19 protein-coding genes are annotated in these 17,819 nt (G+C 70.0%); 5 read left to right on the top strand and 14 right to left on the bottom strand.

The window, feature by feature from the left end:
- Nucleotides 1–23: 23 nt before the first annotated feature.
- A complete protein-coding gene (locus DJ75_RS08385; RefSeq protein WP_094524047.1) occupies nt 24–1,172 on the bottom strand; it encodes an acyl-CoA dehydrogenase family protein in 1,149 nt (382 codons plus the stop codon).
- Nucleotides 1,173–1,453: 281 nt separating this feature from the next.
- Here DJ75_RS08385 and DJ75_RS08375 point away from each other — a divergent pair, with 281 nt between their 5' ends.
- On the top strand, nt 1,454–2,251 hold the full coding sequence (locus DJ75_RS08375; protein ID WP_094524045.1) for an RIO1 family regulatory kinase/ATPase: 798 nt from the start codon (nt 1,454–1,456) through the stop codon (nt 2,249–2,251).
- Nucleotides 2,252–2,270: 19 nt separating this feature from the next.
- Here the strand turns inward: DJ75_RS08375 and DJ75_RS08370 are convergent, their stop codons facing one another.
- Genes DJ75_RS08370 through DJ75_RS08350 form a run of 5 tightly spaced genes read right to left on the bottom strand, consistent with a single transcriptional unit; the run spans nt 2,271 to nt 7,321 of the window.
- A complete protein-coding gene (locus DJ75_RS08370; protein ID WP_217900378.1) occupies nt 2,271–3,053 on the bottom strand; it encodes an ABC transporter ATP-binding protein in 783 nt (260 codons plus the stop codon).
- A complete protein-coding gene (locus tag DJ75_RS08365; protein ID WP_094524044.1) occupies nt 3,050–3,838 on the bottom strand; it encodes an ABC transporter ATP-binding protein in 789 nt (262 codons plus the stop codon). The genes DJ75_RS08370 and DJ75_RS08365 overlap by 4 nt, the downstream gene beginning before the upstream one ends.
- Entirely contained in the window at nt 3,831–5,012 is a 1,182-nt protein-coding gene (locus DJ75_RS08360) for a branched-chain amino acid ABC transporter permease (RefSeq protein WP_094524043.1), read from the bottom strand. The genes DJ75_RS08365 and DJ75_RS08360 overlap by 8 nt, the downstream gene beginning before the upstream one ends.
- The gene (locus DJ75_RS08355; protein WP_094524042.1) at nt 5,009–5,968 is read right to left on the bottom strand and encodes a branched-chain amino acid ABC transporter permease; all 960 of its coding nucleotides are present in this window, start codon (nt 5,966–5,968) and stop codon (nt 5,009–5,011) included. The genes DJ75_RS08360 and DJ75_RS08355 overlap by 4 nt, the downstream gene beginning before the upstream one ends.
- 9 nt (nt 5,969–5,977) lie before the next feature.
- Nucleotides 5,978–7,321: an ABC transporter substrate-binding protein gene (locus DJ75_RS08350; RefSeq protein ID WP_094524041.1), complete on the bottom strand. Its 1,344-nt coding sequence runs from the start codon at nt 7,319–7,321 to the stop codon at nt 5,978–5,980.
- A 182-nt stretch (nt 7,322–7,503) separates the two neighbouring features.
- On the opposite strand from DJ75_RS08350, the gene DJ75_RS08345 reads away from it, so the two are divergent.
- A complete protein-coding gene (locus DJ75_RS08345; protein ID WP_094524040.1) occupies nt 7,504–8,394 on the top strand; it encodes a proline dehydrogenase family protein in 891 nt (296 codons plus the stop codon).
- 71 nt (nt 8,395–8,465) lie between these two features.
- Here the strand turns inward: DJ75_RS08345 and DJ75_RS08340 are convergent, their stop codons facing one another.
- Complete coding sequence (locus DJ75_RS08340; RefSeq protein WP_094524039.1) at nt 8,466–9,203, bottom strand: helix-turn-helix domain-containing protein; 738 nt, start codon at nt 9,201–9,203, stop codon at nt 8,466–8,468.
- Nucleotides 9,204–9,292: 89 nt separating this feature from the next.
- Here DJ75_RS08340 and DJ75_RS08335 point away from each other — a divergent pair, with 89 nt between their 5' ends.
- Nucleotides 9,293–10,813: an aldehyde dehydrogenase family protein gene (locus tag DJ75_RS08335; RefSeq protein ID WP_094524038.1), complete on the top strand. Its 1,521-nt coding sequence runs from the start codon at nt 9,293–9,295 to the stop codon at nt 10,811–10,813.
- Between the two features lie 44 nt (nt 10,814–10,857).
- Here DJ75_RS08335 and DJ75_RS08330 read toward each other — a convergent pair whose 3' ends face one another.
- The 7 genes from DJ75_RS08330 to DJ75_RS08300 all read right to left on the bottom strand — a co-directional run bounded on the left by DJ75_RS08330 (nt 10,858) and on the right by DJ75_RS08300 (nt 15,271).
- Nucleotides 10,858–11,850: a DUF5821 family protein gene (locus tag DJ75_RS08330; RefSeq protein WP_094524037.1), complete on the bottom strand. Its 993-nt coding sequence runs from the start codon at nt 11,848–11,850 to the stop codon at nt 10,858–10,860.
- A 118-nt stretch (nt 11,851–11,968) separates the two neighbouring features.
- Nucleotides 11,969–12,286, bottom strand: a complete 318-nt coding sequence (locus DJ75_RS08325; RefSeq protein ID WP_094524036.1) for a CGCGG family rSAM-modified RiPP protein — start codon at nt 12,284–12,286, stop codon at nt 11,969–11,971.
- A 138-nt stretch (nt 12,287–12,424) separates the two neighbouring features.
- Nucleotides 12,425–13,099, bottom strand: a complete 675-nt coding sequence (locus DJ75_RS08320) for a helix-turn-helix domain-containing protein (protein ID WP_094524035.1) — start codon at nt 13,097–13,099, stop codon at nt 12,425–12,427.
- A gap of 214 nt (nt 13,100–13,313) precedes the next feature.
- Entirely contained in the window at nt 13,314–13,856 is a 543-nt protein-coding gene (locus tag DJ75_RS08315; protein ID WP_094524034.1) for a halocyanin domain-containing protein, read from the bottom strand.
- A gap of 126 nt (nt 13,857–13,982) precedes the next feature.
- Complete coding sequence (locus DJ75_RS08310; protein WP_094524033.1) at nt 13,983–14,204, bottom strand: DUF2249 domain-containing protein; 222 nt, start codon at nt 14,202–14,204, stop codon at nt 13,983–13,985.
- Nucleotides 14,205–14,315: 111 nt separating this feature from the next.
- Nucleotides 14,316–14,891, bottom strand: coding sequence for a hypothetical protein (locus DJ75_RS08305; protein ID WP_176451430.1), 576 nt, complete (start codon nt 14,889–14,891; stop codon nt 14,316–14,318).
- The gene (locus DJ75_RS08300; RefSeq protein ID WP_094524032.1) at nt 14,888–15,271 is read right to left on the bottom strand and encodes a DUF2249 domain-containing protein; all 384 of its coding nucleotides are present in this window, start codon (nt 15,269–15,271) and stop codon (nt 14,888–14,890) included. The genes DJ75_RS08305 and DJ75_RS08300 overlap by 4 nt, the downstream gene beginning before the upstream one ends.
- A 134-nt stretch (nt 15,272–15,405) precedes the next feature.
- Here DJ75_RS08300 and DJ75_RS08295 point away from each other — a divergent pair, with 134 nt between their 5' ends.
- Nucleotides 15,406–16,800 (top strand): hypothetical protein, encoded by a 1,395-nt coding sequence (locus tag DJ75_RS08295; protein WP_094524031.1) that lies wholly within the window; start codon nt 15,406–15,408, stop codon nt 16,798–16,800.
- A gap of 113 nt (nt 16,801–16,913) precedes the next feature.
- Complete coding sequence (locus DJ75_RS08290; RefSeq protein WP_094524030.1) at nt 16,914–17,723, top strand: hypothetical protein; 810 nt, start codon at nt 16,914–16,916, stop codon at nt 17,721–17,723.
- Nucleotides 17,724–17,819: the final 96 nt, after the last annotated feature.

The following is a 17,819-nucleotide window of genomic DNA, read 5'->3' as shown; positions in this document are numbered from 1 at the left end:
CCCGCGGACCACGAGACCGCGACCTACAGGCCGAGTTCGCGCCCGAGCACGACGTGCTGTATCTCGCTGGTCCCCTCGCCGATCTCCATCAGCTTCGCGTCGCGGTAGAAGCGCTGGGGCGCGAAGTCGGTGGTGTAACCGTACCCGCCGAGCGTCTGGACCGCCTCCTCGGCGACCTCGCGGGCGGCCTCGCTGGCGTCGAGCTTCGCCAGCGCCGACTCCCGGGTGACGGACTCGCCGGCGTCGTACCTCGCGGCGGCCTTGTGCGTGAGCAGCCGGGCGCGTTCCGTCTGGCGGTGCATGTGGACGACCTTGTCCCGGATGGCGTCGAACTTCGCGATCGGTTTCCCGAACTGCTCGCGCTCGCCGGCGTACTCCTTCGCGGCCTCGTAGGCGCCCTGCGCGAGCCCGACCGACAGCGCCGCGATGGAGATCCGGCCGCCGTCGAGCGTCTTCATCGTCTGCGTCCAGCCGTCTCCCTCCTCCCCGAGCAGGCGGTCCTCGAGGATCCGCACGTCGTCCAGTTGTATCTCGCAGGTCGGCGAGGAATTAAGTCCCATCTTGTCCCAGACCGTCGTGATCTCGAAGCCGTCGTCGTTCTCCGGGTCGACGATGAACGTCGAGATGCCGTCGTAGCCGGCGCCCGGGTCGGTGACGGCCTTCACCAGCACGCTGTTGGCCACGTTGGCGTTCGTGATGAACTGCTTCGTCCCGTTCAACACGTACTCCCCCGCGTCCGCGTCGAACTCGGCGGTCGTGTCCATGTCGGAGGCGTCGGAGCCGCTCCCGGGCTCCGTGAGCGCCCAGGCGCCGATCTCGCCGCCCTCGGCGAGCGGGCGGAGCCACTCCTCCTTCTGTTCCGGCGTCCCGAACAGTTCGATCGGCTTCGCGCCGAGAGAGGTGTGCGCGGCGTACGAGAGGCCGATCCCGCCGGAGACGCGGCCGATCTCCTCGGTGACGAGGGCGTACATGAGCTGGTCGCCGCCGAGCCCGCCGTACTCCTCGCTCACGGGCACGCCCATCATGTCGAGGTCGTTCAGGTCGGCGAACACCTCGTCGGGGAACCGGTGCTCGTCTTCGATCTCCTGGGCGATCGGCCGGATCTCCTCCTCGCAGAACTCCCGCACCGTGTCGCGTATCATCCGGTGTTCCGCGGGCAGCTCGAAGTCCATAGGCAAGAATTGCGACCCGTCGGCATAAACGATGCGAACGACCGTGATCGATCGCGGGCGCTTCGACCGTCCCCGTTCTCCGCCATCGGTCTCCTTCGGCGGGCCGACTCCCGAGCGCCCGTGCCGGCCGTACGACTTGTTCCACGACCGAGCGGCCCGCCTCGGTCCCGACGCGGTCAGCGTCGGGGACCCCTCCCTGAACCGCCGCGGCTCCGAGACGCTCGCGCGGCGATCCCGCCCGAGGACGTGATTTAAGCGTCGCCGTCGCGTTCGGTCCTGACATGGAGCTCCGCCGGCTCGTACGCGGTCGCGTGGACTGGCCCGACATCGAGCGGGTCGCCCGAGAGCTGGCGGACCGGTACGACCGCGAGGAGATGCGGGTCCGGTTCCTCGACGCCGACAACTGGCTGTCGACGCCGATGGTCCTCGACGACGACCTGTTCGTGAAGGTGATCACGAAGCAGAACACGCTCGTCCACACGCTGTTCACCACCGGGCGGAACCTCGGCGCCGTCTCCGCCGGCACCGAGGGGTTCTTCGAGCGCTACGAGACCCCCTACGAGATGGCTCGCCACGAGCTGGAGGCGACCCGAGAGGTCAGGGAGCTCGGAGTCAACGCCCCGGAGCCGATCGAGGCGCTGGAGGTCGGCGACCTCGGCGTCCTCGTCCTGGAGTACCTCCCCGAGTTCCGGACGCTCGGCGAGCTCGATCGCGAGGCCGTCGCCGGGCTGGCGCCCGAGCTGTTCGCGACGCTCCGGACGATCCACGACGCCGGGCTCGCCCACGGCGACCTCCGGGCGGAGAACGTCCTCGTGCGGGACTGCGACCTGTACGTCATCGACGCGACGAGCGTGAGCGAGGAGGGTCGCGAGTCGGCGCGGTCGTACGACCTCGCGAGCGCGCTCGCCGCGCTGGAACCCCTGATCGGCGCGCCGGACGCGATAGACGCCGCGCTCGAGAGCTACTCGACCGACGAGCTGCTCGCCGCCCGTCAGTTCCTCGACTTCGTCGCGATCCGTCCGGACCACGACTTCGACGCCGCGGAGCTGAAAGGGGAGCTGGAGAAGCGGACGACGTAGGGACGAGGCCGGACGGAGTTCAGCCGCCCAGGTACAGCTGCGAGACCTCGTCGTCGCTCAACAGCTCCTCCGGGGTGCCCTCGAACCGGACGGTCCCCTGGTCGAGGACGTAGCCGCGGTCCGAGATGCCGAGCCCCTTCGTCACGTTCTGCTCGACCATGAGGATCGCCGTGTCCATGTCGTTGACCTCCTGGACGTCCTCGAACACGTCGTCTGCGGTGTTCGGCGCGAGCCCCGCGGACGGCTCGTCGATGAGGAGCACGTCGGGCTCCATCACCAAGGCCCGGGCGAACGCGAGCACCTGCCGCTGGCCGCCCGAGAGGGTCCGCGCCTTCGCGTTCCGCTTCTCGTCGATGATCGGGAAGCGGTCGTACAGCGTCGCGATCACCTCGTCGAGCCCGCCGTCGCGGGCACCGCCGCCCATGCGGAGGTTCTCGTCGATCGTCAGCGAGCCGAACACGTTGTCGGTCTGCGGGACGTAGCCGATCCCCTCGCGGACGATCTCCTCGGGCGCCATCCCGCCGATGTCGCGGCCGTGGTACTCGACGCTTCCGACCCACGGGGTCAGCATGCCGAAGGCCGTCTTGAGGACGGTCGACTTCCCGGCCCCGTTCGGACCGACGAGACAGACGATCTCGCCCGGATCGAGCCGGATCGAGCAGTCGTCGAGCACCTGCACTTCGCCGTACCCGCTGTCGACGTTCGACAGCGAGAGCACGGGATCGGTTCCGTCGCCGGCCGCTTCCGCGGGCCCGGTTCCGCCGTGAGCCCCCTCCGCGGGGCCGATGGTGTCGTCGCTCATGCGCCGCCTCCGAGGTACGCGTCGATGACGCGGTCGTCGCCGCGGACCCCGTCCGGCGTCCCCTCGGTGAGGACGTGCCCCTGATCGAGGACGACGATCGGGTCCGCCAGGTCCATCACGAACTCCATGTCGTGTTCGATGAGCAGGAACGTCGTCCCCTGCTCGTTGAGCCTACGGATCTGCGACTTCAGCTTCTTCGCGAGCGTCGGGTTCACCCCCGCCACAGGCTCGTCGAGCAGGAGGACCTCCGGCTCGGCGAGCATCGCGCGTGCGAGCTCGACGAGCTTCATCTGGCCGCCGGAGATGTCGGTCGCGGGCTGCGCCGCGAGGTGGTCGATCTCGAACTCCTCGAGGATCCGCTCCGCGTCGGCGAGGTTCGCCGACTCGCTCTCGCCGACCGAGCCGGGCGAGGCGAACAGCCTGAGAAACGACTCGCCGGGCTGGTTCCGCGGGCCGACCAGCATCGCCTCGCGGACCGTCATCCCCTCCAGCTTGCGCGGGGTCTGGAACGTCCGGATGAGCCCGTGTTCGGCGACCTGGTACGGCTCCATGCCGGTCACGTCGGTCCCGTTCACTTCCACGGTCCCGCCGTCCGGCTCGTAGAAGCCGGAGATGAGGTTGAACAGCGTCGACTTTCCGGCGCCGTTCGGGCCGATGAGCCCGGTGATCGTGCCGCGCTCGACGGCGAACGTCGCGTGGTCGGTCGCCGCGAGCCCGCCGAACGACTTCTGAAGGTCGTCGACCCGGAGGACGGCGTCGTCCTTGGGGAGGGCGCCCTCACTCATCGCCCCCACCTCCCTTGCGCTCCCGGACGCCGCTGTCCGGCGTCTCGGGCGCCCCGCCTCCGTCGACCGCGCTCGGCCAGATCAGCTCGCGCTGCGGCGGCAGGATTCCCTGCGGCCGGTAGCGCATGACGGCGACGATCACGACCCCGATCAGCAGCAGCCGCAGCGGCGCGGGGTCGATCGGGAGCGCCACGTCGTTCAGGAAGCGCGTCCCCTCGCGGATGGTGACGATCACGACCCCGCCGAACAGCGCCCCGCGGTTGGAGCCGCTGCCGCCTAAGATCACGGCGACCCACGCGTAGAACGTCGTGATCGGGTCCAGGTCGCCCGGCCCGACGTACAGGTTCAGGTGCGTGTAGAACACGCCGGCCAGCGCCATGATCAGGCTGCCGAGGACGAACGACTGCATCTTGAACGAGTACGTGTTCTTCCCGAGCGCCCGCGCGAGGTCCTCGTCGGATCGGATCGTGCGGAGCACGCGACCCCACGGGGACCGGTGCGCGCGCCGGAGGATTACGTACACCGCCCCCGCGAACGCGAGCACCAACAGGACGTTCAGCAGGGCCTGCCAGAACGAGGCCTCGAGGAAGATGGGCGATCCCGGAACGATCTCGAGGCGGAGCCCAGGCATCGCCTCCGGGAACGTTGACAGCACGGGCCAGCCCTTGAAGAACCCCGGGATCCCGCGGACTCCCGCACTGCCGTTCGTCAGCCACCGCTCGTTGAGCACGATCAGCCGCATGACCTCCGCGAGCCCGAGCGACGCGATGGCGAGGTAGTCGGCCCGGAGCCGGAGCGTCGGGATCCCGATCAGCAGCGCGAGCGCGAGCGCGACGACGAGCGCGACCGCGAGTCCGACGAGCGGGTTGAACCCGCCCGCGATCGGCGAGCCGCTCGCGGTCATCAGCGCGGAGCCGTACGCGCCGATCCCGAAGAACGCGGCGACGCTGAAGTTGATCAGGCCGGTGAACCCCCACTGGGCGTTCAGCCCGAACGACAGCAGCGCGTACATTCCCGCCAGTCCGACGAGGAACAGGAAGTAGGTCGGCCCGAGCGCGCCCGTGAGCAGCGCGGCGAGCAGGAACAGCAGGAACGCGACGCTGACGCCGAGCACCCACCCCTCCGGGCGGGTCAGCTCCGCGATCGCCCCCTTCGGATCGGTGAGGGCGCTCATGTGGCCGCCTCCCCGGCGATACCGTTCGGCCGGACGAGCAGCACCGCGACCATGATCACGAACGCGATGGCGTTCGCGTACTCGATGCTTATCAGGCTCTCCAGCGCCGCCGCGAGCCACCCCGGCCAGATCGGGAGCGCTTCGACGACGGTGGAGAAGAACGGCGTTAGCTGGTTTATCATGCCGATGAGGAAGCCGCCCGCCATCGCGCCGTAGACGGAGCCGATCCCGCCGAGGATCACCGCGGCGAAGATGACTAGGAGGAGGTTGAACCCCATCCGCGGCGCGAGTTGGTTGAACAGCCCGAGGAACACGCCGCCCGCGCCGGCGAGGCCGGCGCCGATGACCCACGTCCAGAGCTTGACTCGCTTCGTTCGGATCCCGCTGACCCGCGCGAGGTCGGGATTATCGGCCATCGCGCGCATCTTCCGGCCGAGGTCGGTGTACTGGAGCAGCACGTGGAGCCCGACGACGAGCACCACCGCCGAGCCGACGATCGCGACGTCGTGGAGCGTCACCCGGACGCCGTACGGCACCAGCGACTCGATCGGTCGCTGCGCCCGGATGTCGAACCGCGTGAAGTCAGACCCGAACCGGATCTGGATCAGCGCGCGGTAGATGAACGCGATCCCGATCGACGTGATCAGCAGGCCGATCGAGTCGATGTCGAGCGGCTCGTAGATCAGCTTCTCGGTGGCGACCGCCACGACCGCGGCCGCGGCGATCCCGACGACGAGCGCGAAGAAGAAGCCGAACGGGAGCCCGAGCACCGCGCCGCCGAGCCCGCCGACGGCGCCGAACGTCACGAGCGCCGCGTACGCGCCGATGGTCATCGTGTCGCCGTGCGCGAAGTTCGCGAAGTCGGCGATGCTGTACACGAGCGACAGCCCGATGCTCCCGAGGACGATGATGCTGCTGAACACCAGCCCGTTGGCCAGGTATCCGAGGACGGTCATGGGTCGGGATTAGCCTTCGACGAAGTCGATGCCTTCGTACGCGTGGTCTTGGACCTCGAGGACCTGCAGGAAACCGACCGGGTCCCCGTCCTCGTTGAAGTCGATGGGGCCGCTGACCCCCTGATAGTCGACGTCGTCCGGCCCGCCGCCGTTCGCGAGGATCTCGCTCGCGGCCGCGAACGACGTCACCGTCTCGCCCTCGGGGCCGGAGACGCGCCGGACGGTCTCCTGGAGCGCCGCGCCGGTGAACTCGTCGGCCGCCTGGATCGCGAGCGCGGCGTTGATGACGCAGTCGAAGGCGTACGACGCCCACGACGTCGGCTGTTGGCCGTATTCCGACTCGAAGGCGGACGCGAACTCCTGGTAGTTCTCCTCCTCGATCGGCGCGGAGGGAACGACGATCTTCATGCCGTTCATGCTCCCCTCGGGCGTGTTCTCGAGGACGCTGTCGCCGGAGACGGAGTCGGCGCCGTAGAACTGCGCCTCGTATCCGGAGGAGAACGCCTCGTTGACCATCGTCGCGAACTCGGCCTGATACGTGATGAACAGCCACGCGTCCGCGCCGGAGCCGTTCATCTCCGAGATGACGCTGGAGTACGACTGCTGTTCCTGGTCGTGGGGGTTGTTGTAGACGACGTCGCCGTCGTACGCGTTCACGAACGCGTCGGTGAGGCTCTGCCCGTAATCGTTGTTGACGTAGGTGACCGCGACCTCGTCGTACCCGTCGTCGGCGATGATGTTCGACAGCGCCAGCGACTGGCTGCGACCGGACGGCGACATCCGGAGCAGTCCCGGGAAGTCGGTGAGGCTGAGGCCGGTGGAGTTCTGGCTCAATTGGACGACGTCGGTCCCCTCGACGACGCTCTCGTAGATGGCGAGCGAGACGCCCGAGCCGACCGCGCCGATGAGGAACGGGACGCCGTCCTGGTTGACGAGCTTCTGTGCGGCGGCGATCCCGCCCTGGTTCTCGCTCTCGGAGTCCTCGACGGCCAGCGAGAGCTCTCGCCCGTCGATGCCGACGTCGTTGACGCGGCTCAAGGCCATCTCGGCGCCGCGCTGGTTCCGCTCGCCGAACGCCGACAGCGACCCCGTCAGCGAGTCGACCATCCCGATCTCGTACGGATCCATCGACTCCCCGCCGTCGTCGCCGTCGCTCCCGTCATCGCCGTCGGAGCCGTCGGAGCCGTCGTCGCCGTCGCTCCCGTCATCGCCGTCGCCTCCGTCGGAGTCGTCGCTCCCGTCCCCGCCGTCGTCGGTCGTGCTCAGACAGCCCGACAGGGCGAGGAGCCCCGCACCGCCGGTCAGTTTCAGCAGCGTACGCCGGTCCGCCACGTCCGTGGTATCTCGTGACATATGTGACCTGATATTTCAGTTGCCATCCGGGTATCTTAACCCCGGCCCGTCCATGGTCGGGCCGGCCGCAGATGTTCCCCTCGGCCGCCGCGCGGTCCGTCACGGCGTTTTATTCGTTTTCAAGGACCTCACAACAATTGGTCGGGTGCCCATATATACGGGTGGAGATCCGCTGTCTGCACATGATTCCGCCCATCGCGAGTAACTTTGTCGCCGGAGAGACTCCCGAGGCGGCGCTCGCCCACGTCGAGGGGCTCAACGACCGCGGCGTGGCCGGCATCCTGAACCTGCTCGGGGAACACTACGAGGAGCGACCCCCCGCCGACGCCGACGCCGACGCGTACGTCGACCTCGTCGAGGCGATCGCGGAACGCGACGTCGACGCCTGCGTCTCGGTGAAATCGAGCCAGATCGGGCTGGACGTCGGCGACCGCGTCTTCGAGGAGAACCTCGCGCGCATCGTCGAGGCGGCCAACGCCCCGACGGCGACCGACGGCGACGACGGCTCCGACGGCGACGAGAGCGGCACGTTCGTCTGGATCGATATGGAGGACCACGAGACCACGGACGTGACGCTCGACGCCTTCGAGCGACACGCGGTCGAGACGGACGGTAACGTCGGCGTCTGCGTGCAGGCGAACCTGAAGCGGACTCGGGACGACCTCGAACGGCTCGCCGACCTCCCCGGGAAGGTCCGGCTGGTCAAGGGCGCGTACGACGAACCCGCCGAGCTGTCATATAAAAAGAAGGCCCGCGTCGACGAGTCGTACCGCGACTGCCTCGCGTACATGTTCGGGGCGTTCGACGGCGGCGTCGCCGTCGGGAGCCACGACCCGGCGATGATCGAGTACGCGACGGAGCTGTACGCCGACCACGGGACCCCCTACGAGGTGCAGATGCTGACCGGCGTCCGGGAGTCGGCGCAGTTCGAGCTCGCGGCCGACCCCGACACCGACGCGGAGGTGTACCAGTACATCCCGTACGGCTCCAAGTGGTTCTCCTACTTCTACCGGCGGATCCGGGAACGCAAGTCGAACGCGCTGTTCGCGCTGCGGGCGATCGTCGGGAACTGAGCGGCCCTCAAAAACTGAGCGGCCCTCGGGAACCGAGCGGGCTTCGGGAATCGGGCGAGCGTCTGCCCGAGCTACGGGTCCAACAGCTTCGACTCCGCCTTCCGGAGGTGTTCGAGCAGCGTCGTCTTCGAGACGCTCAGCTCCTCGGCGAGCTCGCGGGTCGACGCCTCGCGGGGCCACTCGTAGTACCCGGCCTCGCGGGCGTGTTCGTACACCTCGCGCTGGGTCGTCGTCAGCGTGTCGAGCCGCTGCTCGCGGGGCGTGCGCCCCGCGTACCCCGACGACGACATCGACTCCACGGTCACTTCGGCGCCGGAGTCCGCCTGAACGCCGTCGAGCGACTCCCGGATGTCGGTGCGCTCGCCGACGAAACACACCTGCCACTCCTCGCGGCCGTCCTCGATCCGGACCGGCGCGCTGTGAACGAAGCCGTGTTCGAGCAGCGTCGGACACACCATGTCGGCCGGGTCGTACTCCAGGAAGAACTCGCGGACGACGTTGCCCGGCGCGTCCCGCGCGCGTCCGAATCGCTCCTTCAGTTCGAGGAGGTTGCCCGCGCGGTCGGAGTCGCGGATCGCGTCGAGCAGTTCCTCGACCTCCTCGTTCGTGTCGGCGAACGCGGTGAACAGGCCGTTCACCGAGTTCGGCGCGTCGGCGTCGGTCCGCGGCGAGTTGTAGATGGCGTGCGCGAGGACGCCGCCGTCGGTGCTGCTCGTCGCGTCGATCGCCCAGCAGTTCGGATGCCACAGGTCGAGCGTCAGTCGAGTCCCGGCCCACTCCTCCGCCCCGTTCGCGTCGGTCGTTGCCATTAGTACCGTTTCAATGGTACCGCATCACAAAGGCTCTGCCGACCATGGTCGGGTGGGATATTTGAACGTGGCGGCGGAAACGACCGCCCATGGCGCAACCGTATCAACACTACATCGACGGAGAGTGGGTCTCGGGCGAGGGCTCGGAGACGTTCGAGAGCGAGAACCCGGCGACCGGGGAGTCCCTCGGCGAGTTCCGGCGCGGCGCCCCCGAGGACGTCGACCGCGCGGTCGACGCGGCGGACGAGGCGTTCGACGAGTGGCGCGAGCTGTCCCGGATCCAGCGCGCAGAGTACCTCTGGGACGTGTACCACGAGCTGCGCGAGCGAACCGACGAGCTGGGCGAGATCGTCACCAAGGAGTGCGGGAAGGAGATCAGCGAGGGGAAAGCCGACGTGGTCGAGGCCGCGCACATGGTCGAGTGGGCCGCGGGCGACGCCCGCCACCCGTCGGGCGACATCGTCCCCTCGGAGATCCCGTCGAAGGACGCGTACATGCGGCGGAAACCCCGCGGCGTCACCGGCTGTATCACCCCGTGGAACTTCCCCGTCGCCATCCCCTACTGGCACATGGCCATCGCGCTGGTGGAGGGGAACACCGTCGTCTTCAAGCCGGCCGAGCAGACCCCGTGGTGCGCGCAGATCATCGCGGAGATGTTCGACGACGCCGGGATCCCCGACGGCGTGTTCAACATGGTACAGGGGTTCGGCGACGCCGGCAACGCGATCGTCGAGAACGACGACGTCGAGACGGTCATCTTCACCGGCTCCGCCGAGGTCGGCCACCTGATCCAGGACAAGCTCGGCGGCGTCGCCGGCAAGCGCGCCGCCTGCGAGATGGGCGGCAAGAACGCGATCGTGGTCACGGAGGAGGCGGACCTCGACGTCGCGGTCCACTCCGCGGTGATGTCCTCATTCAAGACCACCGGCCAGCGCTGCGTCTCCTCCGAGCGCCTGATCGTCCACACCGACGTGTACGACGAGTTCAAAGAGCGGTTCGTCGAGGTCGCCGAGAGCGTCGCCGTCGGCGACCCGCTCCAGGAGGACACGTTCATGGGGCCGCTCATCGAGGCGGAACACCACGAGAAGGTCGCCGAGTACAACCAGCTCGCCCGCGATGAGGGCGTGAACGTCCTCGTCGACCGCACCGACCTCGACGCCGACGAGATCCCCGACGGCCACGAGGAGGGCCACTGGATCGGGCCGTTCGTCTACGAGGCCGACCCCGACGAAGACCTCCGGTGTACCCACGAGGAGGTGTTCGGACCGCACGTCGCCCTCCTCGAGTACGACGGCGACATAGAGCGCGCGGTCGAGATCCAAAACGACACCGAGTACGGGCTCGCCGGCGCGATCGTCTCCGAGGACTACCGGCAGATCAACTACTACCGCGACCGCGCCGAGATCGGGCTGGCGTACGGGAACCTCCCCTGTATCGGCGCCGAGGTCCAGCTCCCCTTCGGCGGCGTCAAGAAGTCCGGCAACGGCTACCCCTCCGCCCGAGAGGCCATCGAGGCGGTCACCGACCGCACCGCGTGGACCCTGAACAACTCGAAGGAGATCGAGATGGCGCAGGGGCTCTCGGCCGACATCAAGACGAAGGACGACTGAGACCGGTCACCGCCGCGCCGCATCCGTTTTATTCATTTCATCAGTTATTCGACCGCGTCCAGCGCCGCGGCGACGGCCTCGCTCGGACCGTCGGCGTCGGCGAGCGCGCCGCGAGCGACCAGCCGCTCACGGGGGCGGCCGACCGGCTGCGGGACCGACTCCGTCGCGAGCAGTCCCGCCTCCCGGAGTTCCCGTTTGATCCGCGTGAACGTCGCCGAGCTCCCGAGGCCGGCCTCCTCGCAGGCGCGACGCAGGTCGCGGTCGAGCGCGCCGTGGCGGACGCCGACGACGTACGCGCGACGCCGCGCGTCGGCCAGGTCCGGCTCGTCGGGTTCGATCGCGGCGTCCGCGGCGCCCGCGACGCCGTCGCCCTCGACGGCTCCGGGGTCGATCGCCCGGACCACGTCGTCCGCGACGGCGACGCCGCAGCGCTCCCGGACCGACTCGTGCATCCGCCGGCGGCTCGGCGTTCGCAGGCGGCGCTCCTCGGCCGATTCGACGAGCGGAACGTAGCGTTCCCGGAGCGCCGGATCGTCGCCCACGCGACACCACCTCGCCGGCGAGTCGGCGCTCGCATCGACGCCGTCTCGGTATCCGCCGGCGACGAGCACGGACCCCGTTTCCCGACCGACGAGCGCCGCGTTCGGCTGCGGCTCCGTCAGCGTCAGGAACTCCACCGCGCCCGTCTCCGCGAGCGCCGCGAGCCTGCTCGCGGGTCGGAATCCGTCGGTGACGGCGTCGACCGCGCGGTCGCTCGCGAGAACGGCGAGCGCCGGGAGCGACGAGGAGAGCGTGTCCGACCGGTCGGGGCGGTCTCCCGTTGCGGCGGGAGCCTCCGTCGCGGCCGGTGAATCACCACCCGACGCCTCGGCTCGCAGCGTCTGGACGGACGGCTCGACGACCTCCGGCGCCGCCGCGCGGTACGCCTCGACGACCGCCGTCAACAGCGACGGAGTCGGGTCCACGAGCACCGGATCGACGAACCCGCCGATCGGTTCGGGTCCGTCAGCGAACGGCAGCGTCGGCTCGGTGGACACACCCGCACCTACGCCGCGGACGAATTAAGAATGGCGGCGGATGCCCGCTCTCGGCACCGCCGGCCGGGAGGTATCGGTCCGTTCGGCCCGCGTTCGCCCCCGTCCGATCGTCCGCGTCTCAGGGAACGTCAACGCGGGTGACGTGACCGCCGCAGCCGCACCGTTCGACGTACTCTGGGTCGACGTCGCCGCGCTCCTCCCGGAGCGCGTCGTAGAGGAACTCCTCGGGGTGGCCGAGGTCGCCGTGAGTGACCAGGTTGACGTGGTTTCCGGCGGTCGTGTGGTCGATCGCCGCGAGCGCGTCGCGGACCGCGAGCTCCGGGGCCCCGGCGTACTTCGGCGTCTCCAGGTTCGCTGACCAGGAGTTGTCGTGGACTCGGTCGGTGATCGGTTCGGCGGTCTCGTCGTGGTCGTGGTCGTCGGTGGATGCGGTCATGGGTGTGTCGTCGGTGGTCGTCAGGGGTCGGTAGTCGTCAGGGGTCGGTGGTCGTCAGGGATCGAGAGTAGCTGTCTGGGGCCGTCGGCGATTGTCCGGGGCGACGGACGGTGCGGCCGCGGTCCCGGCCGAGCCGGTCTACGGATCGACGGCCGCGACCTCCGTCTCCTCGTCGACGGGGTGACTGGGCAGGTCGTCGACGAACTCCCGGACCACCGTCCGCTCGACGCGCTGGAGCGTCTCGCTACAGGTCGACTTCGCGATGCCGACGTGCTCCGCGACCTCCGTCAGGGTGGCTCGGCGCGGCACGTCGTAGTAGCCGAGGTCGACGGCCGCGAGCAGTAGTTCCCGCTGTCGGTCCGTCAACAGGCGAGCGGGGTTGACGCGTTGCCGCACGCGCTCGACCTCGAACTCCAGACCGAGGTCGCTCAGCCGCCGGCCCATCTCTGCGACGCGCTCGTGTTCGCCGGTGACCTCGACCTCCGCCACGCCGTCCTCGATGTCCAGCGGCATCTCGATCGGGAGCCCGGAGCGCTTCGCGGCCAGCAACAGCAGCGGCGCGTCGGTCTCGATCCGGACGGTCGCGACGCCGTCCTCCCGCGCCATCACCGACACCGAGGCCAGCGCGTCGTGGGACTCCATCGCCGACAGGACCGCGTCGACGTCGCGGGCGCTGACTCTGACCAAGGCGAAGCCGGCGCTCTCGCCGGGGACCGCGGTGAGCACGCGGAACCCCGCGTCGGGGAACTCGCGCGAGACGTCGGCTATCCACGGTCCGTCGGGCAGGTCGACGAGGAGGCGTGCTTGGGGCATGGGTGGGTGGTCGGTCGTCGGTCGGTCGCGGTCGTCGGCCGGGTCGTCGGTCAGTCGCGGCCAGCTGTCAGTCGCGGTCGTCGGTCGGAATCGTCGGCCGGGTCGTCGCTCGGTCGCAGTCGTCGGTCGGAATCGCCGCTCGGTCGCAGTCGTCGGTCGGAATCGCCGCTCGGTCGCAGTCGTCGGTCGGAATCGTCGCTCGGTCGCCGCGGCGTTACTCCACGTACACCGCGCCCTTCATTCCGACCGCCTCGTGGGGGGTACAGACGTAGGCGTGCACGCCGGACTCCTCGAAGGTGTGCTCGAACGTGTGGCCCGCCTCGCCGACGGTCTCGCTCTCGAAGTTACCGTCGGAGCCGGCGACGTTATGCTGTCCGCCCTCCCCAGTCCACTCCCAGGTGACGGTCGTCCCGGACGATACCGCGACCGCCGCCGGGCCGAACGCCAGTCCGTCGCCGGCGCCGACGTCGACGGTCACTGAGTCGGCGTCCGTCATGTCGGCCGTCCGCTCGTAGTTAGTGGCGTCGTCGAGGAAGCCGCCGTAGTCCGGCTCCTCGGAGAGGTACTGCTGGTCGCCGCTGCCGCCGTCGCTGCCGTCACTTCCGTCGCTACCGTCGCTGCCGTCACTTCCGTCGCTGCCGCCGCTGCCGCCGTCGCCGCCGTCGCCGCTACCGCCGCAGCCGGCGAGCGCGGTGGTCACACCGAGCGCCGCAGTCGTTCGAACGAACGTTCGCCGGTCGAGTGTGCGTCGGGTCATGCGCTTCGGCGTAGGGTAGTAGGGGGAATACCTTCGGCGGGAATTCCCGTGCCGCGGCGTCGGGAGGCGAACTATTCGGGGCGGAGTATAAAAGGGGTCGAGGGAGGTGCGAGCGTCTCCCTCCGTTCAGGCGGGCTCTATCGTGACGTGCCACTCGTCGTCGGTAATCCGTTCGGTCTCGTGTTCGAAGCCGCGGTCCGCCAGCACGTCGTACAGCGGGGCCGGTTCGAAGTCGTTCACGAGCCGCAACCGCTCGTCCGGCCCGAGCTCGTCGAGCGCGTCGCTGATGACCGGAAACGGCGGATCGTCGCGCTCGCGGACGTCGAGCACCGATTCGGCGTCGTTCATATCCGATCGCACGCGGCGGTCCGACATGCACGTTCGCGGGAACATGTTCGACCGACGCGGCCCGCGGCGGTGCGTCTCGCTCGACTCCGCGACGGAAACCGCCAGCGGCGTTCAGAAGGGGGTCGTCGGACCGCCCGCGCCGTCGTCGTCCTGAGCGCCCGTTCGATCGACGCCTGCCGGGTCGGCGTCGGCCCGGTCGTCGTCACTCGCCCCGCCGTCACCCACCTCGCCGTCGCCGGACTCGAGCCGTTCGAGCCGGTCGTTGACCGCCTCGCTCCCGTTGAGCGAGGGGTCGACGCGCACCCGGACCAGGTCGTAGCCGTGGTCCGCGACGGCGTCGAACGCGCGGAAGGCGCCCACCGCCAGCGGCTCCGCCTGCGGACAGAACGCCGTCGTCGGCGTGAACTCGGCGCGGAGCGTCGTCGGGTCGTCGGCCTCCTCGGCGTAGCGGAATCCGGCGTCCGGATGCCGCGGGTCGAGGTTGAGCCGAGCGAGGTTGTAGCCGAACGTGGCGTCGTACACGCCGTGTTCCTCGAAGGCGTCCGCGGCGTGACGGTGCACGGCGACGTGGTCCTCGCCCGCGAGGACGTCGCGGTCCGCGAGGAAGGCGCCCGGCTTCGGGACGTGCTCCGACACGAACTCGTTCTCGTCGTCGAACTCGGGCTCGGAGCCGCCGAGGAAGCTCATCGGCCGGCCCCCGCGGCGCTCTGAGTGTCCGTCGTCGTCTCCCCGTCCGTCGTCGCTCCGCCGTCTGTCGCCGCCTCGCCGTCTGTCGCCGCCTCGCCGTCTGTCGCCGCCTCGCCGTTCGCGACCCAAATCGCCGTGACGACGCCGTCGTCCGTCTCGACCGCGTCGTGCGCGTAGCCGCGGTCGTCGAGCTTCGGGAACAGGAGCTGCGGAACTCGGTCGTTGCGCTGGACGAGAACGGTCTCGGCCGGCAGGTCGGCGAGCAGTTCGAGCGTCCGCCGAAGCGGCTCCGGCGGGCCGAGGTCGGCGACGTCGAGCGTCTCGACCGGCCGGTCCGTCGGCGCGTCGGTCTCCTCGAGGGCCGCTGTCTCCCGTGACATGGACCTGAGTTCGTTCTCCGCGCGCCCGTCGTTTACCCCGAACCTGTTCGGGGGCCGTCGTTCGTCGATGGGCGGCCGGACCCCCGAACGCGTTCGGGGACGTGACCACGGACGCGCGGACCGTACGCGGGGACATGCGAGGCGTCCCCGGCGATCTCACGACCTCGACGCGCCCGCCGACCACGATTCCCCTCCGACACTTCCTCGTCGCGCTGGCGTTCCTCGCCGCCGGGGGAGCGCTCGCGCTCACGCGAGTCGTCGGGATCGAAGGAGCCGGAGCGGGCCTCGGCCGAATCGCCGCGGCCCACCTGCTGCTCGTCGGGTGGGTGTGTCTCACGGTCCTCGGCGCGATGACCCAGTTCGTCCCGGTCTGGTCGGGGGTCGAGCTCCACTCGGACCGGCTGGCGACGCTCCAGCTCGTCGCCGTCGCGGTCGGCGTGAGCGGGTTCGCCGGCGGGCTGTGGATCGGCCGGCCGGCCGACGCGGCGCTGTTCGCCGGGCTCATCCTCCTCGGATTCGCCGCGTTCGTTTATAACCTCGCGAGGACCCTTTGGCGCGCCCGTCCCCTCGACGTCACGGAGGGGCACTTCGCGCTCGCGCTCGGCTTCCTCGCGCTCGCGGCGGTCCTCGGGGGGAGCCTCGCGGCCGACTACCGCTGGGGCGTGCTCGCCCCGCTCGGCCTCTCGCGGACCGCGGTCGTCGACGCGCACGTCACGCTCGCCGTCCTCGGCGTCGTCCTCACGACCGTCTTCGGCGCCCTGTACCAGCTCGGCCCGATGTTCACCCAGACCGACGCGCTCCCGGTCGAGGACCGGCTCGCGCGCGTCGAGACCGCGGCGTACCCGGCCGGCGTGACCCTGCTCGCCGCCGGGCGGCTGTTCGCGGTCGCTCCCCTCGCGACCGCCGGCGGGTTGCTCGCCGCGGGCGGCGCGGCGGTCGCCGGGGGGATACTCCTCCGGCGGCTCCGCGACGCGACGGCGACGGCGACGCCGATGCTCTCGCGGTACGCCGTCGTCGCCGTCGCGACGCTCGCGTGGAGCGCGACCGCGGCCGCGACGTGGACCGTCGACCCCCTCGGGCCCGCCGTCCGGTTCGGGCATCCCGCGGTCGGTCCCGTCCTGCTCGGCGCGCTCGTCGGCTTCGTCGTCGTCGGGAGCCTCTACCACGTCGTCCCCTTCATCGTCTGGCTCGACCGATACGCCGACCGCGTCGGGCTGGAACGGGTCCCCGCCATCGACGACCTCTACCACGCCCGCGTCGCCGCGGTCGACCTCGCCGCGACCGTCCTCGGCGCCGGCCTCCTGCTCGCGGCCGCGGTCTCGCCCGCCGTCGCGTCGGTCGGAGCGGTCGGCGGGTCCGCCGAGGGCCTCGTCCGACCCCTCGGCGGCGCGCTCGTCGTCGCCGGCGCGCTGCTGTTCGCCGGCAACATGGTCGCGACCGTCGTCCGGCACGGCGGGACCGCGATATTCGGCGGAGTCGGATCGGCGGCGACGACGCCCTCGGAGGCGACAGACGCCGACGACCGATGATCGGGCCGGGAGTGGATCGATGACCGCGCCGGGAGCCGGCCGGTTCGCCCGCGAGCCGGCGGCCCGCGGCCGCGGTCCGGAAGATATTTCATTGATACGACAATATCTCCGGCATGGAACGCCGTGCCCTCCTCTCAGCACTCGGAGTCGGAGTCTCGTGCCTCGCCGGCTGTACCGACGGGATACGGGGAGCCGACGAGTCGGGATCGAACGGGCAGTCGGAGCTCCCGGAGGAGTACCCCGACGGTGCGGGACCGGACGGTATCGACTTCACGACGCTCGAGTCGGACGACGAGACGCCGTTGCACGCGCCGAGGGACCACTGGGACTCGTACGCGATCGTCTTCGACGAGCCGCCCGACCGTCGCCGCGTCGAAGGCGACTACTACGTGAACTCGTCCACCGGAGAGGTGATCTCCGAGCTGTGGTACGGCGCGAAGGACTACCGAAACGGCGACGCGTACGCGTACGTCCAGCCCGCCGACGGACTGCCGGACCACCAGCCGCGCGACGAGTGGGAGTCGGACCCGCAGTTCACGTATCACGACGCGACCGACGCGTACTACCGGTACGACCCGCAGTACGGTCAGATCGCTCCCACGAACATCGGCCGACACACGGAGATGGTCGAGCCGTACGGCTGGGAGGCGGTCGGCACGGCGACGCACCACGGCGTCCCCGTCGTCGCGTACCGGCTCTCGGACGCGGAGCCCGAGGACTCGCGGGCCACCCCGGCCGTCGAGGCCTCCCTCGAGCTCGGCGTCGAGGACGGGATCATCTACGCGTTCGACCTCGCGCTCGACGCCGAGGGCGAACCCCGGTACACCTACGCCGTCCGTCCGGAGCCGTTCCCGGACCACGAGTGGGTCGAGACGGCCCGGAGGATCAGCGGTTCAGCCGACGGCGCCAACGAGAGCGCGTGACCGACGGCGCTAACGACAGCGCGTGACCGACGCCGCCGACGGCAGCGCGTGACCGACGCGGCCTGGAACTTAGTCACGTAGCGGCGGCTCGACGAG

Source organism: Halorubrum sp. Eb13, from assembly GCF_002252895.1.
In the GTDB taxonomy this organism is placed as follows: domain Archaea; phylum Halobacteriota; class Halobacteria; order Halobacteriales; family Haloferacaceae; genus Halorubrum.
Note: the sequence above shows the minus strand (reverse complement) of the source record. Positions and strands in the feature narration are given on the sequence as shown.